This window comes from Pseudoalteromonas sp. R3, from assembly GCF_004014715.1.
Lineage (GTDB): Bacteria > Pseudomonadota > Gammaproteobacteria > Enterobacterales > Alteromonadaceae > Pseudoalteromonas.
Window position 1 is genome coordinate 4,189,994 of sequence record NZ_CP034835.1, and the last position, 16,993, is coordinate 4,206,986.

10 protein-coding genes are annotated in these 16,993 nt (G+C 51.9%); 2 read left to right on the forward strand and 8 right to left on the reverse strand.

All coding sequences use genetic code 11. The annotated features are described in order from the left end of the window. Positions 1–59 precede the first annotated feature (59 nt). The 4 genes from ELR70_RS23435 to ELR70_RS23450 form a co-directional block, all read right to left on the reverse strand. Positions 60–4,463, reverse strand: a complete 4,404-nt coding sequence (locus ELR70_RS23435; RefSeq protein WP_054014960.1) for a type I polyketide synthase — start codon at positions 4,461–4,463, stop codon at positions 60–62. A gap of 2 nt (positions 4,464–4,465) precedes the next feature. Further along, complete coding sequence (locus ELR70_RS23440) at positions 4,466–9,697, reverse strand: non-ribosomal peptide synthetase (RefSeq protein ID WP_054014961.1); 5,232 nt, start codon at positions 9,695–9,697, stop codon at positions 4,466–4,468. 114 nt (positions 9,698–9,811) lie between these two features. After that, positions 9,812–10,018 carry an MbtH family protein gene (locus ELR70_RS23445; protein ID WP_269465264.1) on the reverse strand — a complete coding sequence of 69 codons (207 nt, stop codon included), beginning with the start codon at positions 10,016–10,018 and terminating at the stop codon, positions 9,812–9,814. Between the two features lie 52 nt (positions 10,019–10,070). Next, on the reverse strand, positions 10,071–12,461 hold the full coding sequence (locus ELR70_RS23450; RefSeq protein WP_054014963.1) for a penicillin acylase family protein: 2,391 nt from the start codon (positions 12,459–12,461) through the stop codon (positions 10,071–10,073). 359 nt (positions 12,462–12,820) lie between these two features. Between ELR70_RS23450 and ELR70_RS23455 the strand changes: the two genes are divergently transcribed. Beyond that, a complete protein-coding gene (locus ELR70_RS23455) occupies positions 12,821–13,345 on the forward strand; it encodes a sigma-70 family RNA polymerase sigma factor (protein WP_054014964.1) in 525 nt (174 codons plus the stop codon). Here the strand turns inward: ELR70_RS23455 and ELR70_RS23460 are convergent. Beyond that, positions 13,342–13,806: a TerB family tellurite resistance protein gene (locus ELR70_RS23460; protein ID WP_235577075.1), complete on the reverse strand. Its 465-nt coding sequence runs from the start codon at positions 13,804–13,806 to the stop codon at positions 13,342–13,344. The genes ELR70_RS23455 and ELR70_RS23460 overlap by 4 nt on opposite strands. A gap of 54 nt (positions 13,807–13,860) precedes the next feature. On the opposite strand from ELR70_RS23460, the gene ELR70_RS23465 reads away from it, so the two are divergent. After that, entirely contained in the window at positions 13,861–14,250 is a 390-nt protein-coding gene (locus ELR70_RS23465; protein ID WP_054014966.1) for a hypothetical protein, read from the forward strand. Positions 14,251–14,300: 50 nt separating this feature from the next. Here ELR70_RS23465 and ELR70_RS23470 read toward each other — a convergent pair whose 3' ends face one another. The 3 genes from ELR70_RS23470 to leuC all read right to left on the reverse strand — a co-directional run bounded on the left by ELR70_RS23470 (position 14,301) and on the right by leuC (position 16,969). Next, on the reverse strand, positions 14,301–14,888 hold the full coding sequence (locus ELR70_RS23470; protein ID WP_054014967.1) for a hypothetical protein: 588 nt from the start codon (positions 14,886–14,888) through the stop codon (positions 14,301–14,303). An 81-nt stretch (positions 14,889–14,969) separates the two neighbouring features. After that, complete coding sequence (gene leuD, locus ELR70_RS23475) at positions 14,970–15,569, reverse strand: 3-isopropylmalate dehydratase small subunit (protein ID WP_054014968.1); 600 nt, start codon at positions 15,567–15,569, stop codon at positions 14,970–14,972. Next, on the reverse strand, positions 15,566–16,969 hold the full coding sequence (leuC, locus tag ELR70_RS23480) for a 3-isopropylmalate dehydratase large subunit (RefSeq protein WP_054014969.1): 1,404 nt from the start codon (positions 16,967–16,969) through the stop codon (positions 15,566–15,568). Before leuC ends, leuD begins: the two co-directional genes overlap by 4 nt. Positions 16,970–16,993 lie beyond the last annotated feature (24 nt).

A 16,993-nucleotide genomic window follows, 5' to 3' on the forward strand; every position in this document is an offset into this window, starting at 1 on the left:
TTTTTAACGCAAAAACGGCCTCACCAGGAGACCGTTATCTGAGATCTGACTAAACTGAATTATTGCTGTAGCTGAGCCACCAGCTGTTCTTCAATCATATATGCCAGGTTATCTATGGTCGGATCTTCAAAAAAGGCGGCAGGTTCCAGTTCAACACTGAACATTTGCTTAGCCTTCGCCAGCATCTGAATGGCCACCAGAGAATCTCCCCCCAACTCCAGCAGGCTGTCAAAAATACCGATTTCGTCAAAACCCAGATACTCAGCCCACAACGCAGCCAGTTTATGTTCCAGTTCACTTTCCGGTGCTTCGAATTCGACCGCCAGCTCCGGGCGAGCATGACCTTTTGGCTTGTTTAAGCGCGTGAGAATAGCCTGCTCGGTGGCGCGTGTTGCACTGACAAGTTGTGTCCACTCAGTGCTGGCGCAGTACACCTGCGGCTGTGCAACACCGATGGCTTTATCGAACAACTGACAAGCTGCATCTGGCGTCAGACCCAGCCCGTCCGCCAACTCAATATTGGCAGCCATACCGGTACTTTGCCACGCATCCCAGTTCAGTACTTTCACTGCAAAAGGATGTGACTGCTGCGCGACGGCGTCCAAATAACTGTTTGCTGCACAATAATCACTCTGAGCCATGGCACCGAGTACGGAAGCCAAAGAAGAGCACAACACCATAGTGTCCAGCTCAGACTCTGCGAACAAGGTCAGCAGGTTTTGCGTTCCCTGTACTTTCGCCGCCGTACTCTGCAGGACTTGCTCTGCGCTTAGCTGAGTAACCAGCCCACCGCCTGGCAGACCAGCAGCATGTACCACCTGAGATATAGAAGAAAGTGGCATTGATGCCGCGTCGAGCGCCGCACGCATAGCCGCTAAATCAGTCACATCGGCACTGAGTACTTGCAGCTGTGGGCATCGGGCTTGAATATCGAGTAGTTGCTGAAAACGCGCACGTTGCTGTGGGGTTTGCTGCTCATCTTCCGCCAACTGCGCCCACTGTGCACTATCAGCTAAGGACTGACGAGTCTGTAAGACTAAACTATGGCCCTGTTGCGCCAGATGTTTTGCCAGTGCCAGACCTACGCCACCTAACCCACCGGTGATTAAGGTACGTTGCGGCTTTGTCGTCTCTTTCACTGTGCCTGTTTGGTTACGCACAGCGCACTGAGACTGGGTAAATCGTTGTGTGCCACGATAAGCGATTTCACCACGGGCATGGACTAAATCTTCCTGGATTGCGGCTATCAGTGCAGGAGTCGGACTGGCCACCATCGCCTCGGTGAGTGCCAACACCTGACAACCTTGCTGTGCCTCTTCCAGCGGTGCCACACGTGTTAACCCAAGTACTGAGGCCTTGGCCGGATTGACGGTATCATCACCTAACACGTTAAAAAGATCGCTTGCCAAGACACTGAGTGGACGTCCGCCCAGAGACAGCAGCCACTGCAACACAGGCAGAAGTAAGTTGTATCCCAGTGTATCTGGCGAAAGTGCTGAAGTCAGACGTGTATCAATTACCTGTTCGAACGACCCAATGGCCTCACCAAGTTGCGCCAACTGCTCGGTCGACCCCAAATCAAGTCGGTAAGCTTGTTCGTTAATGCGGCTAAAGGTCTCCCCCGGCCAAACCTGAGTGACCTTTACCCCAGCCTGATGCAAAGCTTCACTCAGCTGACTGACCAGTGGCGTGTCCGCCGCGATCAGCAGCAGATGTTTATCCTGCAAAGCACGGTTGGTTTGTGCAAACTCAACCGCTTGTTGCCATTGTGGTACATACAGCTGAGGCTCGGTATTCAGTGCATTGTCTGCTGAGAATGCGACTGTTTCGAATGGCTTAGACTCAACCCAAAATTCGCTATCTGCAAACACATATTCAGGCAAAATATTCGCCTGACCGTGCGGACGCGCTGTTACCTGTGACCAGTCGATGGCACACCCCAACTGCCAAAGCTTACCAAGGGTTTTAGCAAATGGTGGTAACGGCGCTTTGAGGTCGCGCGCATGAGACACCGAATGCAGTGCAACCACACTGTCGCCCAAAGTTTGTCTGGCAAGCTTTTGCAAGGTATCGCCAGGTCCGGCTTCGATGAGCACATCACATCGCTCAGCCAGCGCACTGACACCGCTCACAAAATTAACGGGCTGGCGGATATGATCTAACCAGTACTGAGCCGAGCAAGCCTGCTCTGCTGTGATCCAGGTGCCAGTCACATTCGACACAAACGGCGTGTGTGGCGCCTGAAGTGATGAGGTGCTCAACACCTGTTCTAATGTATCCGCAAACTCAGGCAATACAGCTTCAGTCAGATGGCTGTGGAAGGCATGAGAGACGTGAAGGCGGGTGGTCGCAATATCCGCCGCTTTGAGCTCGCCCTGGAGTGATTTTATTGCCTCGCGGGTACCAGCGACAACCGTATTGGTCGGGCTATTCAGCGCCGCAATATCCAGCTCCTCATTCAGGTAAGGCGCAACCGCCTTGCCATCAGCCATGACCGACAACATGCTGCCAGGAACCATGTTCTGCAATACCTCTCCACGCGCAGCCACCAGGTGCGTTGCCACCTCCAGGGTCATCACACCCGCCAGGCAGGCCGCAGCATATTCCCCAATGCTGTGTCCCAGCATCGCCGTGATGCGAACACCGTGTGCTTGATAAGCTTTCGCAGTCGCATAAGCCACCACAAACAAAGCAGGCTGAGTGATCCGAGTTTGATTGAGCAGTTGATTGGCCGTCAGGATCTCGTTGTCTGCTGGGCTAAATACACTGTTCAGCTCGGCGCTCAGCGCGTCCGGGAAGTATGTAATCACCTCGTCAAATGCCGCCTTAAATGCAGGCACATCACGCAACAAAGGCTGAGCCATAGTGACATACTGAGACCCCTGCCCTGAAAACATGAGAGCCACTCGCGGCGCCGTCGCTTTGTCACCTTGCGGTTCACGTAGTAACTGAGCAATTGCCTGCTCAGCACTGTCAGCCACACATGCATAGCGTACAGCCAGAGCACTGCGCTTGTGTTGCAGCTGAGCCGCAAGCTGGGCAAATTGCTCTGGGGTACGCTGCAGCGCATCGGCCAGCGCTTGCGTCTGACGCATCAAGGCGGCCTGACTGCTGGCACTCAGCGGTAACACTTGCCACGGCATTGATGCGCTTACTTCACTTGTCTGCTGGTGCGTATACTCCTGCAAAATCACATGGGCATTGGTGCCACCCATGCCCAATGAGCTGACCGCTGCACGCCGTGGTCCATTACTTGGCCAGGGCTTGAGTGTATCGTTGACGTAAAATGGACTGTTCGCAAAGTCAATTTTGCTGTTCAGCGGCTGACTGTGCAAACTTGGCGGCAACTCCTGATGACGCAGGGCCTGAACTGCTTTGATAAGGCCTGTGATACCTGCCGCCGCATCAAGATGGCCCAGATTGGTTTTGACAGAGCCAATGGCGCAGTGCTGTTTTGTATCGCTGGCGTATGCCTGGCTCAGTGCAGCGATTTCAATCGGGTCGCCCAACTCAGTGCCCGTGCCATGTGCTTCGATATAACCAACGCTGTGCGGTTCAATGCCTGCAAACTCCAAGGCCGCCATGATGGCGTTGGCCTGCCCAGTCACACTGGGGGCGGTGTAACCCACTTTATCACGACCGTCGTTGTTGATTGCTGAGCCTTTGATCACAGCCAGAATGTGATCGCCCTCTTGCTGAGCTTCCGCCAAACGCTTGAGGACCACGGCCGCGCTGCCGCTGCCTATCAGAATACCGTCAGCCTGCTCGCCAAACGCACTCAACTGACCCGACGGTGACAAGCTGCCACCCGCTGGCGCATGATAACCCTGATCCTGCGCCAAATTCAGCCATACTCCCCCGGCCAGGGCAGAGTCACACTCAAAATTCTGCAGGGCACGGCAAGCCATATGAACAGCAACCAAAGACGTAGAGCAAGCTGTTTGCACTGTGACAGCTGGCCCTTTCAGATCCAGTTCATAACTGACCCGGGTGGCTAGTGAGTCTTTGTCGTTACCATTGGTCAGCGCCAGTAAACTGGTGATATCACGTGACTGACCCTGTAATAAATTTTGCATCAGATAGGCAGGCACACCACACCCGGCATATACACCCGTTTGTTCTCCCAGTGGCAACCCGGCATGAGCCATTGCATGCCAGCAAGTTTGCAGAAAGTGGCGTTGTTGTGGATCCAGTTGCTCAGCCTCTTTCGGTGTATATCCAAAGAATTCGGCATCGAACTGCGCGAGTCGCTCAAACGGGACACCACGCTTGACATAATCCGGGTCCGTAAGGTCGGATTCGCTCACCCCGGCACGACGCAATGCCTCGTCGTCATAATTTTGTACCGCGCACTGCCCGGCGCGAATGTTGTGCCATAAGGCATCGACGTTATCCGCATCGGGGAAACGTCCCGCCATCCCGACGATGGCAATATCCAGTTCACTATACTCATGTTCTGACATGTTTATGATTCTCTTGCTTTTCGTTTGCGAGCGGCGACGGCACCCATGCCGCGACGCTGTTTGGCACCACTTTGGGTGCTGCTTGTTTGTGACGCAACCGTCCCGGACTGTTCCAGGTAGGCTGCCAGGCTGGCAATACTGGGATAGGCGAATAAATCGGTCAGCTGCAGCTGGCTAAACTGAGGTTTTAAGTCATCATACACAGCCATCAGTAATAGCGAGTGGCCACCCAGGTCGAAGAAATTGGCATTCAGATCAAGCTGTTCCGTTGCCAGATGTTTGCGCCACACCGTTTCCAGTGCCTGCTCAATGTCACTACTGGCCGTATTCGAGACAATAATGGGGGAAGCCTGAACCTTAGGCAGCTGTTGTCGCTCTAGTTTACCGCTGGCATTAATAGGCAGCTGTGGCAGTACCACAATATGTGAAGGCACCATGTATTCTGGCAATTGCTCAGCTAAAGCACGCTTCAGTTTAGCCGCGTACTCTGCGTCATTGTGACGTTCACTTTGCACATAGGCGATCAGGCTCAGCGCCTGCGTTTGCTGCTGAGTGATCACAACGGCGGCACTTACATCGGGTAACTGCGTCAGACGCGTTTCAATCTCACCTAATTCAACTCTGAAACCCCGGATTTTTACTTGATGGTCGCTACGCCCATGGTAGTGCAGTGCACCTGCTTGCCAGCTAACCAGATCGCCACTTGCATACATGCGCCCTCCGTCATTGGTAAACGGATCGGCAATAAAGCGCGTCGCGGTCTGAGCGGCACGTTGCCAATATCCACGCGCCAACATCTCGCCGCCTATATACAGTTCGCCGACTTGCCCGTTCGCTACGGGCTGCAGGTTATGATCCAGTACGTACAAACGGCGTCCGCCCAGTGCATGCCCCAGTGGTACCGACTCTCCGGGAGTCAGTGGCCGGCAGTCATAAATCGCCGCTTCAACAACAATTTCTGTGGGCCCATAGGTATTGAGTAAGCGGACGCCACCCAGACCGGCTTGTCGCCAGTCCGATATCCCCTGTTCAGACATGGCCTCGCCACCGGAGTGAACCTGTCGCAGCCGCGGCAGTGACAATGGGGTTGTTGCAGCAATACGCGCCCAACTGGCGGCAATGCTGCGCCAATAGGCCGCACTCAAGTCCATGACCGAGATACCGTGACGCTGAGCTTGCTGATACAAAGTCTCTGCATCCCACAAACTATCACCTCGCAGCACCACAGTTGCACCCACCGTCCAGCTTGGGAACACTTGCTCTACAAAGGCATCAAAATTAATGGTGGCAAACTGCAACACAACGTCATCAGACGCTAAATTGATAAAATCAATCGCCGAGCCGATATAGCTCGCCAGCGCCTGATGCTCAATCGCCACGCCTTTGGCCTGGCCGGTCGAGCCTGAAGTGTAATTTAAATACGCCAGTGAATGTGAATGATGAGACCACTCTGGCGACTGATTGTGCTCGTGGTATTCGCTCAATAAAGTAACCGGTGAAATCACCGGTACAGATAGCGCAAAGGGCGTGCTGTCACCCAGTACAGCAGCACAGCCACTGTCGTCTATCATATGGGTGAGTTTGGCTTGCGGGAAATTCGGGTCGAGTGGTAAGTAAGCGGCGTTGGCTTTGAGGCAGGCCAGCACCGAGGCCAGCATCAGCGGCTTACGTGCCTGCATGATACCAACCACTTCACCTGAAAGGCCTTTGCCAACAAGACCATGGGCCAGTCGGTTCGCGGTCTGCTCCAGCCATGTATAACTGTAGTGCTGATCTTCAAAGATCACCGCGGTGTCATCGGGGTTTTGCTTGGCATATTCACTGATTGCACTCAGCCAGTTTCCGGCCTGTGCAACCACCTGTGGCCCCACTGCGGCATCCGACAGTGTCATCGACTCGGCCTGCAATGACCAGTTTCCGATGGCCTGCTCTGCCTGCTGTGGCAACTGGTTGAGTAACTGCTGATATGCATCACACAATCGGGCAATGGTCGATGTCTGATACAATGCCTGATTATATTGTAGTTCAATAGTCAGCTGTCCCTGACCATCCAGTCGGGAATCAATGCTGAGGTCAAACTGGGTCTGCTGCTGTAAAGACTGCGCGCTACTCGTTGTCGTGCCCGCTAAGGTCAACGCATCTGTCACGTCCTGCTCCAGGTGGTTATACATTACCTGGAATAAAGGCGTCTGCCCTAAAGCTCTGTGCGGATTGAGTATTTCCACCAGCTTTTCAAACGGGTAGTCCTGATGACGCTGCGCCTCAAGTGCCGCAGTCTTGCACTCTGTGAGCAGCTGAACAAAACTTTGCTCCGGCGCTACTGCGCCACGGATCACCTGGGTATTGATAAAAAAGCCAACCAAATTATGTAGCTGAGCCAGATTTCGGTTTGCCACGGCAACGCCGATCTGCGGCTGGCGTTTGCCACTGACACGGTAAAACAGTACCTGCAAGCTGCTCAGCAATAGCATAAACAGGCTGGCATTGTTGCCATGTGCCAGTTGTTGCAGCTTATCGGTGTGTTTGTGATCCAATGTAAATTGCATTACACCCAGTGGCGCAGTCAGATCTGCGCCTCGCGCTCGCTCTGGCGCGAACAACTCTTCATCTCCCTGACCATCCAACCTTTGCTGCCAATAAGCCAGCTGCGCAGCAGCCTGCTCAGATCCCAGCCATTCACCTTGCCACAGGGCAAAATCACCATAGTGAATGGCATCATTGTGAGTCGACGCATTCGGTGTGTTGGCACACAATGCATTGTACTGCCGCGTGACCTCCGCCAGGATCAAATCAAAGCTCCAGGCATCGCTGGCAATATGGTGCATAACCAGCACAAACCTATGATGCTGCTCAGAGTGCGAGATCAAAGCTGCGCGGAAGTTTTCCCCCTTGTCCAGTGCGAAAGGTTGCTGCGAAATTTGTTGTTGTATTGTCTGAGCTTGCGCAGTGGGATTGGCGGCATCGCTAACATCGTGCTCTTGCCACTGCAATGGCTGCGCAGTGGTGCGCTGGCGCCACTGACCCGTTGCATTTTTGAAGTACGCCTGACGCAGAGCCGGTTGTGATTCAAGCACTTTGGCACAGGCCTGTTTAAGCAGCTCAGGCTCAATACTCCCCTGCAACGCCAAAGTAGCACCAATATGATAGGCACTGCTTTGCGGTTCCAGTTGCCATAAGAACAACTGCCTTTGTTGCTGGGTACTCAGCGGATAATCAGCCAACTGTGATGCCACAAGCTGAATACCTGGTGACGCTTTAGCTTCTCTGACCAGCTGACAGAAATCTGCAAAACGGTGCGCTGCGAACAGGCTAGTGGGTTCAAGCTGACAGTCCAGTTCATTTTGGATCAAGGCCAGTAGTTGAGCGGCTTTAATTGAACTGCCACCAAGCGCGAAGAAATCGGCATCATCATGATTTACCGGATAACGTAATACACTTTGCCAGTGCTGAGCCAATTGCTGCGTTAGCGCATCCCAGTGCGACATATCCGCACCTGACGAGGCGGTGTTGAGTGATTGCAACTGAGTGAGAGTAAAATCACCATAACTGGCCAGTTCACCTGCATTGCGCAATTTCAGGCAGGCGCTACGCTGCAGCTTGCCACTGGACGTTTTAGGCAAGCCGCCCTGATCTAACAACAAGATCAGCTCCGGACAGGCACCGAACTGCTCGGTAATAAAGTCGCGAACAATCAATGCCGTTTGCTCAGCTGGTGTGTCATTGCGATAGCTATTACTGGTTTCAATCGCCAGGCCAATCCCTTCGCCACTTTCTTTGCTGGGCACCGGGAAGGCTGAAACACGCCCCTTGCGAACAAAGCTTAGCTCGGCTTCGATGGCCCGTTCGATATCCTGAGGATAGACGTTATGACCATTCATGATGATCAAATCTTTTTGTCGGCCAGAAATATAAAGCTGACCGTCAAAAACATAGCCGACATCACCGGTTCTCAACCAGCGCTTACCTTCGCACTCAACAAACGTTTCCTGCGTCGCTTGCTCATTTTGCCAGTACCCCAAGGCAATGCTCGGCCCCGCGGCCCAAATTTCACCAATTTCTCCGTCTGCCAGTGCACGCTGCGATTGCGGGCAAGTGATCCGCACAGTATGTTCTCTGGCGGGCTTACCACAGCCCACCTGATGACTATATGCGTCGGTATCGCGGAGGTCTTTGGCCTCAACCTGGTTAGCTTGCCCCTCTGCCAGCCCCTGATTATCGAAAGCACGGATAACCGCACCGCCGCCGGCCTCTGTACCGGTTACCATCAAGGTGCCCTCAGCCAACCCATAACACGGGTAAATGGCTGACGCTTTCACGCCCTGAGGTGCAAAGCGCTCAGCAAAATCCAGTAAGGTATCATGGCGGATCGGCTCAGCGCCGGAGAAAGCGACACGCCAGCTGCTTAAGTCGAGCCCTTCCAGCTGTTTTTCACGCACACGCTCAAGACAAAGACGATATGAGAAGTCTGGCCCCCCGGAGATAGTACCTCCATACTCGCTGATCAGCTGCAACCAACGGGCCGGGCGTTCCATAAAATAGCGTGGCGAGCACAACACAAGGAGGTAACCGGTATAGATAGGTTGTAATAACCCACCGATTAGCCCCATGTCATGAAAGAGCGGAAGCCAGCTCACCAAAACATCTTGCTCGCTGGTTTGCATGCGTTCGGCAATGGCAATTTCATTGGCTAACAAGTTGCCATGACTGACCATTACCCCTTTGGGCTTAGCTGTTGAGCCTGAGGTGTATTGTAAAAACGCAATTTCATCGCTAGATGCCGGGTGGCGCGGCGCTGGTGGCGTATCCCCCGTCAACTCATCAACCACCTGGACCACCACTTCACTCAGGGACTCACACATAGCCGAAACCGTGTCAGCGAAACGGCTGGTCGTCAGGACCAGTGTTGCACTGGCATCTTCTGCAATACCCACTGTCCGGGCAATATGCTGTGCTTTGGTCGACTCGGGTGGAAAACTCGGAATGGCAGTCACACCCAGATACTGGCAGGCAAGAAAACTGGTGACATACTCGATACCTGTGTCCATTAAGATCAGTGCTCTGTCACCTGCATTTACATGCGCCTGAAGGTGGCCCGCAAGCCATACACTCTGCTCATAAAGAGCCAGATAGCTCCAGCGGGTATGGGCTTTTTTATCCACACAAACTAATGCTGTTTGCTGAGGTTTTTGCTCAGCATGGCGGGCAAGCTGATCCATTATCGTCGTGGCGGTCATGGGATACTCCGTAAAACATACAGACAGGGAGGCAGGGGCATACAATCCCCTGTATTAGCCAGGTGCGCATCACTATGAGTACCTCAATACCCATCACAATACGCGAAAGAAGAGTTACTGTTCCATTGCCTGGCGAAGGCTGAGTGGACGCATATCGGTCCAGTGTTCATTGATGTAGGCCAGACAGGTCTCTTTATCACCTTCCACACCCACGTCTTTCCAGCCACCCGGAACGCTTTTATAGCTGGGCCAGAGTGAATATTGCTCTTCGTGGTTGACCAATACCTTGAAGGTGCCATTTTCATTGTCAAAGCTCATCATATTCTCCAAAAATCAGACTGTCGGCATAGTGACGCGCGACAGCCTGGGTTTTTTAGTCTTTTTTCACAATCAGTTTGGTACTGCTGATGGCACTGAGCGCAATTTGCCAGGGGTAAAATGGCAAGGTGATCAGACCGCCTTGCTGGGCATAGCGCCGGCTACTGTCACTGAAGTGCACTGAGTTACGGTTAGCGCTTTGAGAATGAAGTAACAAGCCTTTGGCCACAGGTCCCCAGTAATCAAAGCCCACCACCATCATCCAGCTGGAGCCATAGTTAACCTCATAACCGTCACGGGTTAATTCAGACCACAACGGCTGACCGTCAACTATGCTGGTCAGTGGCGTGGGAGCGGGCTTGGCAAAGCTGGTGAGATCCATGCCATTGGCCGGGGCAAACATGTTAAATCCACCGCTGCTGTGATCCGGACCAGGCCAAGCCATACGCTCGCTTCCTTTACGCAGGTATTGGATCTCGCCGTAAGGTGCATCCAGTGCGAATCCATAATGTTGTAAATTGACACCAGCACTCAGCAGCTTCTCAAGAATAGTGCGCTCACTTTTCAGGGTGTGTGGCGTGGTGGTTGGCTGAGTTGCGTCAAACGGTACAACGAAATCCTGGCTCGTATCCAGCGCTCTAAAAAACTCTCGGGCAAGGTGGGCGGCTTTAGAATCCAGGTTAAATTGGCCATCCCATTGTGCAAATGCCGCACAGATAGGGTCCACCTGAGCGCTGACTTGCTCGCTTAACACCAGGGTCTGACCGCCATAGTGTTGACACAGGCCTGCAACCACCGCTCGTTGATCGGCATAATAACTGCCATTGCCCAGTATGACTTTTTCTAACTCAGACAAGTCGAAACGGCCATCCCGGCCACGCTGCGTATTAAGCAACTCATGTGCGTACCGGCTGCGCTCCGATTGTTTTGCATCTACCTTGCCAAATAAGGGAGACACCTCCCGGATGGGTTGCTCCGGATTGGTTAACCAGAATGAGTCATTGGAGTTTTGCACATAATCACGGCGCCTGAGAGAGGGAGACTTATCTAAATCGATGGCGCCATTAAATATCATATCACTGCGATCACCAGGCAATACAACCTGGCCCGTCGACGCAAACACTGCGGCTGTAAATGGATCGGTGCGCAGCCACTCTAATGCCACAGGTGACAAGTCTGGCACGTTAGAGTCATCGGTATAAAACGTCTCTCCCAGCCTGTCAGCGGCGAGTGTATTGTTAAAGGATAATCCATTATAACGTGCTGATGCTGCTGCTAATTCATCTATTGAAGCAGCCTTATTGTAAGCGAGCCAATGATCTATGGCCTCAAAGTTCTCCAGGTTGACATCACGAACGGCAAAAGCAACGCTCCCTTGCCAGGGAAAGTTTTGTGCATCTTCCAGTAGAAAACCAAAATGGGTTGTGTAAGCGGTGTGCTCATGTGTCTCGATCCCGCCAGCAGTTTTAACCGGGATTTGGATTTGACGGGTTTGTAGATCGCGCCACTGTCCTTCGTACCGATAACGAAGCGGGTTATTCGGGTCCATCGTCAGGCGGTAAAACACATGGTGCAAAGCACTGGAAAAAGTGTGCGTCCAGGCTAAATTGCGATTGAAGCCAATATTCACGACGCCGGGCACACCAACAACGGACGCGCCCATAACATCCAACTCTCCCGGGATCGTTGCATGATGCGTCCAAAAACGAGAGTTACCATTAAACGGGAAATGCGGGTTGGCCAGCACCATACCTCGTCCGTTGGCTGTGACCGACTGACCCAGTGCCCATCCATTGGAACCTTGAGTGATATCACCAACAGACTCTGACACCACATCGACTCCGCTCAGACTATCAGACTGAGGTGGCGCAGCCTGGATCAGCATAGGCAACATGCGCCCTAAGCTGCCTTGTACGCTCATCAGCATTAGACTAGAGACAACATCATGTGCGGTGATGGGCTTAACCCAGGACTGGTCTCGACATGCCTGATCCAGTGTTTCTCGACCTGCTGCGACTTCGCTCAGAAAGTGGTTATACCCAGCCGCAAACCCTTCCGCCAGCGCTTTACTGTTGTCCGACATCTGATCGTAATGCTGTGCGACGCGCCCAGGCAAATCCAGGATCCGATACCCAATATCTGAGTATAAATAGTAATTATCCTGGCCCCGGCGGTGCGCCCCCAGGTATTTGGCGCGCTCCCCTCGCTGACGCAGATAACCGTCGGCCAGTATGCAGGCATGATCCTGCGCCTGCGCAAAGGCATTACCATATCCAAGTCCGTACAAAGTATCTGCTTTTACGTGTGCAATACCCAGATGCGTGCGAGTGATCCTAACAGATTCCTGGGCGTTAAAATGTGCTGGTGTGGAGGCTGCTTGTTGAGCAGCAACCGCGCTCCCCATGCAGATTGATAAACCAGCCATACTCAACTTAAAAAAGTTCATATTAATCCTTTTGGTTACAAATTACACAGCAGCCTATGACGATAAATCTCGTCGCAGGCCCTCCTTGTAGACGTCATAAAAGATTAAAAAAAACAGGGCTGGCAACCAAATAGTGTTAGACCCAATGCTCATTGCCATGGCAATTATTTAAAATTCAAACACAAACGAACTCACTATCTCCTAATCAATCCACTGAGCACCCAACCCGCCAGCCCCCTGCCGAACACACTTTCGCAATATTTGCTACAACAACCAGAAACACACTTGACTTGTGAATACAAAATATAAATAATGCGCAACTGATAACTATTATCATTCGTTATAACGGATCTAAATCAAATACATCAGGAGAAATTACCGTGCCGCAGTCGCAAGAAAAGTGGTCAAATGTCATTGCAGAAAACGAAGCCAAGCTACTTGCTTATCTGAATAATATTCTGCGTTGCCCCTATCTCGCTGAGGATGCGTTACAAGATACCTTTATTCGCCTGTCTGGCATGTCAGCCTGTCAAAACTGCCAGGTTAAAAACTCCAAGAGTTTTTGCTATCAGGTTGCCCGCAACATTGCTATCGATATGCTGCGTAAGCAGAGTCGGGAAAGTCTGGTTGATATGGAGTCCGTGCATGGCGAGCACTTTGATGATGAAGATTCCAACATTGAAACACGCTTCATTGATGAGCAAATGTCAGAGAAGGTAAACCACACGATTGCTAAGCTCTCAACACGTCACCAAAATGTGGTGAGCTTTTATCGAGATGGCCGATTAAAACAAAAAGAAATTGCTCAAATGTATTGTATTTCCCCAACCCTAGTTAACTTTCTGATTAAAGAGGCTATTCAGTCTTGCAAAACCGAGTTGGGGACGGCGCAGCTTACCCACTAATCAACAAGTTTGAGCTGCTGACGAGCGGTGAGTTTTGCCGAGATAAAATCAGCATGTGCTACATAGAGTAGACCTGCTATCTTCCTGACCATATGCTCTTCATGCGGGTCCAGGCGGCCATCGGCAAAAGCAACCAGCCACAGCAGCTCTATCACTTCTATGCGCTCAAGTTCACCGGTATGGTCATTTACGACCCGTACAAAGCGATGTAAATCTATGGCTTCATTGACCATGTCAATCGCCTGATCGCGGATCAGCTCACTGGCCTGTGTTGAAATCCCACTGTGCTGAGTCAGCAGCCGAGCTATCATATGGCACTCATCAGCATGTACTTCACCGTCTGCACGCATAATCTCAACCATCAGCGCCGCCAATGCGGTGGTAAAATCAGGCGCCTGATCTGAATCGGGTTGCTCAGCCAGGGTATTTATGAACTTTCTCAGTTGCGCAAACAAGTGCACCTCCTAAATATGTTACACTTCTAGCAAGACGATAATGGATTAGCAGGTTTTTGTATGCCACATTTCTTTTTTCAGGCAATCAAACAACAATGGCGGTTACCCCTTCTGGCCGTACTCTCTTTACTTGTCAGTGCCTGTAGTAGCTACACACCTCCGCCCAATGGCGTAGTCGAAAAGCTTTACGACTTCGATCACAAAGTGCACTACGAACAAATTAAGTATAATGACGACCATTACTATTTACAGATAAAATCAGATAGCTATCAGCACTTTTTGCAACAAAGTGTGTTTTTACTGAGGCACAGCCAACGTTTGTGTCAGGGTCAGGTACCACAATTAGTGCTGATTGCGGGCGTTCAGAGCTTTGAGCGACTGCCCACTAATCCCAGGCCATATGAGCCTGACTTGCAAGTCGAAGTGCGCTGTGTGAAAAACCCGTTGTGATGCCACTCGCTCAGCTCAGTGCCTTGCACTGAGCCAGCAAGGTACCTATGTTAATCCTGATAACCCCAAGGCGCTTTCGGTGCCTGAACAGGTTTAGTCAAATCGAAATCAACTCTAAATTCACGCCCCTCTCTGACCAGACGATAGGTAAAGCGCTCATCGTAAATGTACATTTGCCAGGTGTTACCCACTGACTGTGGAATACCACGCTTTACAAATAACTCTTTGGAGTACTGATCCGCAGGAAAAGATTGCACATTGTTGTAGCCCGCGTCGACTGTATGGCCGCCGTACATAGTCGACTCATCATCACTGCCATCCTTATGACGGTGGTCGTGCTTCAGGCTCAGACCACTACCTGTCTTGGTAATGATCCAGGTGCGCGAAGCATTTTGTCCTACATGAAACGGAATTTGCAGCTCTTGATCGTTACAACGACGCACATGCATGATCAGGCGAGCATCACTGAACGCACTGGGCCCTTGATTGTCAACTGTCACCTTACCTTCATACGCTTTACCACAATGTTGTTTGATTTGAGCAAAGAACGCATCATGCGTTGGGATAGAGACTAAAGGCGCCGGACGTGCCATGACTGTGCCACTGACCAGCAAAGCAGCTGCATAAACAAGTTTCATATCAATGTTCCTAAAAAATAATAAAGGCCGCAGCGTAATCCACTTAGCGGCCTTTGCCAATTAAATGCGGTGATCAAACAGCTACTGCCACGGACGTGCAACCTGAAGCTGTTGTTCAAACGCATCTATTTGGACGTTTAATTGCTCGGTCTCACCGATAAAGTCCAGTCCACTGAGAAGTCGCGCTTTAATGTCCGAGCGAACATCAAATGCAATCGGGGCAAAGTATTCACTGCGCAGTTGCTGCTCTGCTAAGTCAACTTCAATCTGAATATCTGCCTGGCGCTCACACAAGCCAAACAAGCTATCCAAAGTGCTCGCAGGCAAGCTAATACAAAGCATCTGATTATTACCGCAGTTATTGAAAAAGATATCGGCAAAACTCTGTGCCAAAATCACGGTAAAGCCATACTGTTTCAACGCCCACGGCGCGTGTTCCCGAGAAGAACCACAGCCAAAGTTATCCCGTGTCAGCAACACGCTGGCACCCTGATATTGCGGCGCATTAAGAATAAAGTCCGGATCCGGCTCGCCCTGTTCTGTGTAGCGCCAGTCGTAAAAGAGTGCCTTATCAAACCCTTCTCTGCTGGTTGAGGTTAAAAATTGCTTCGGAATGATCTGATCCGTGTCGACATTGTTTTTATCCAGCGGTGCCAGTAGTCCGCGGTGAAATACGCTCATGCCTGCTCTCCTTGAATATCGGTAAAGTGACCCGCAATTGCCGCGGCTGCTGCCATCGCAGGGCTCACTAAATGAGTTCTGCCACCGCGCCCCTGGCGTCCTTCAAAGTTTCGGTTTGAGGTTGATGCACAGCGTTTACCCATCCCCAGGCGATCATCATTCATCGCCAGGCACATAGAGCAACCCGGTTCACGCCACTCAAAGCCTGCCGCCATAAAAATATCCGCAAGGCCCTCTTGTTCGGCCTGCTGCTTGACCAGACCAGAACCAGGTACAATCAAAGCTTCAACGCCACTGGCAACCTGTTTACCCGCCACAACCTGAGCGGCGGCACGCAAGTCTTCAATACGGCTATTAGTACACGAGCCTATAAACACCGTATCTACCTTCGCATCGGTCAATTTCTGACCCGCACGCAGGCCCATGTAACGCAGCGCACTGCGCATGGCTTCGGCCTTGATTAGATCCGGCTCAGTTTCCGGATCCGGAATAACTTCATCAATCCCGATCACTTGCTCGGGGCTGGTACCCCAGGTTACCTGCGGCTGGATCTCGTCGGCGCTGATGATCACTTCGCTGTCGAAGACAGCATCAGGATCGGAATGCAAGGTTTGCCAATAGGCCACAGCCTGTTCAAAGTCTTTTCCCTGCGGTGCGAAAGGACGGCCTTTGAGATAATCGTAAGTGGTCTGATCCGGGGCGATCAGTCCAGCCTTCGCGCCCATCTCAATGCTCATGTTACACAATGTCATGCGCGCTTCCATCGATAAAGCCTCAATGGCCGTGCCACAAAACTCCGCCACAAAACCGGTGCCACCGGCCGTGCCAAGTTTACCGATCACGGCCATGATCAGATCCTTCGCCGTGACTGTGGGTCGCAGCGTGCCAGTGATCTCTATTTTCAGTGATCTGGCTTTCTTCTGCTGAAGTGTCTGAGTGGCCAGTACATGCTCCACTTCAGAGGTACCGATGCCATGAGCCAGCGCCCCAAAAGCCCCGTGCGTCGAGGTGTGGCTGTCGCCACAAACTATGGTTGTGCCTGGCAATGTGATCCCCTGTTCAGGCCCCATCACATGCACAATGCCCTGATTCACAGAGTTCAGATCATAAAGTTCAATGCCGAATTCCTGACAGTTCTGTGCCAGTGCCTGAAGCTGATTCTTGCTGACCTCACTTGCTGCATCGATAGAGCGGCTTTTGGTCGACACATTGTGATCCATGGTCGCAAAGGTTTTATGCGGACAGCGCACTGTACGGTTCTTTTCACGCAGGCCAGCAAACGCCTGAGGTGAGGTGACTTCATGCACCAGGTGCCTGTCGATATACAGTAAATCGGTTTGCTCGTTAATACTGGCGACCACATGCGCCTGCCAGATTTTGTCGTATAATGTGTGTGCCACTTGCTACATCCTGTTGTTAATCTG

Excerpts from the sequence above, each read along its gene's own strand:
- ELR70_RS23435 (WP_054014960.1), bottom strand. The coding sequence starts at position 4,463 with ATGTCAGAACATGAGTATAGTGAACTGGATATTGCCATCGTCGGGATG.
- ELR70_RS23440 (WP_054014961.1), bottom strand. The coding sequence starts at position 9,697 with ATGACCGCCACGACGATAATGGATCAGCTTGCCCGCCATGCTGAGCAA.
- ELR70_RS23445 (WP_269465264.1), bottom strand. The coding sequence starts at position 10,018 with ATGATGAGCTTTGACAATGAAAATGGCACCTTCAAGGTATTGGTCAAC.
- ELR70_RS23450 (WP_054014963.1), bottom strand. The coding sequence starts at position 12,461 with ATGAACTTTTTTAAGTTGAGTATGGCTGGTTTATCAATCTGCATGGGG.
- ELR70_RS23465 (WP_054014966.1), top strand. The coding sequence starts at position 13,861 with ATGCCACATTTCTTTTTTCAGGCAATCAAACAACAATGGCGGTTACCC.
- ELR70_RS23470 (WP_054014967.1), bottom strand. The coding sequence starts at position 14,888 with ATGAAACTTGTTTATGCAGCTGCTTTGCTGGTCAGTGGCACAGTCATG.
- leuD (WP_054014968.1), bottom strand. The coding sequence starts at position 15,569 with ATGAGCGTATTTCACCGCGGACTACTGGCACCGCTGGATAAAAACAAT.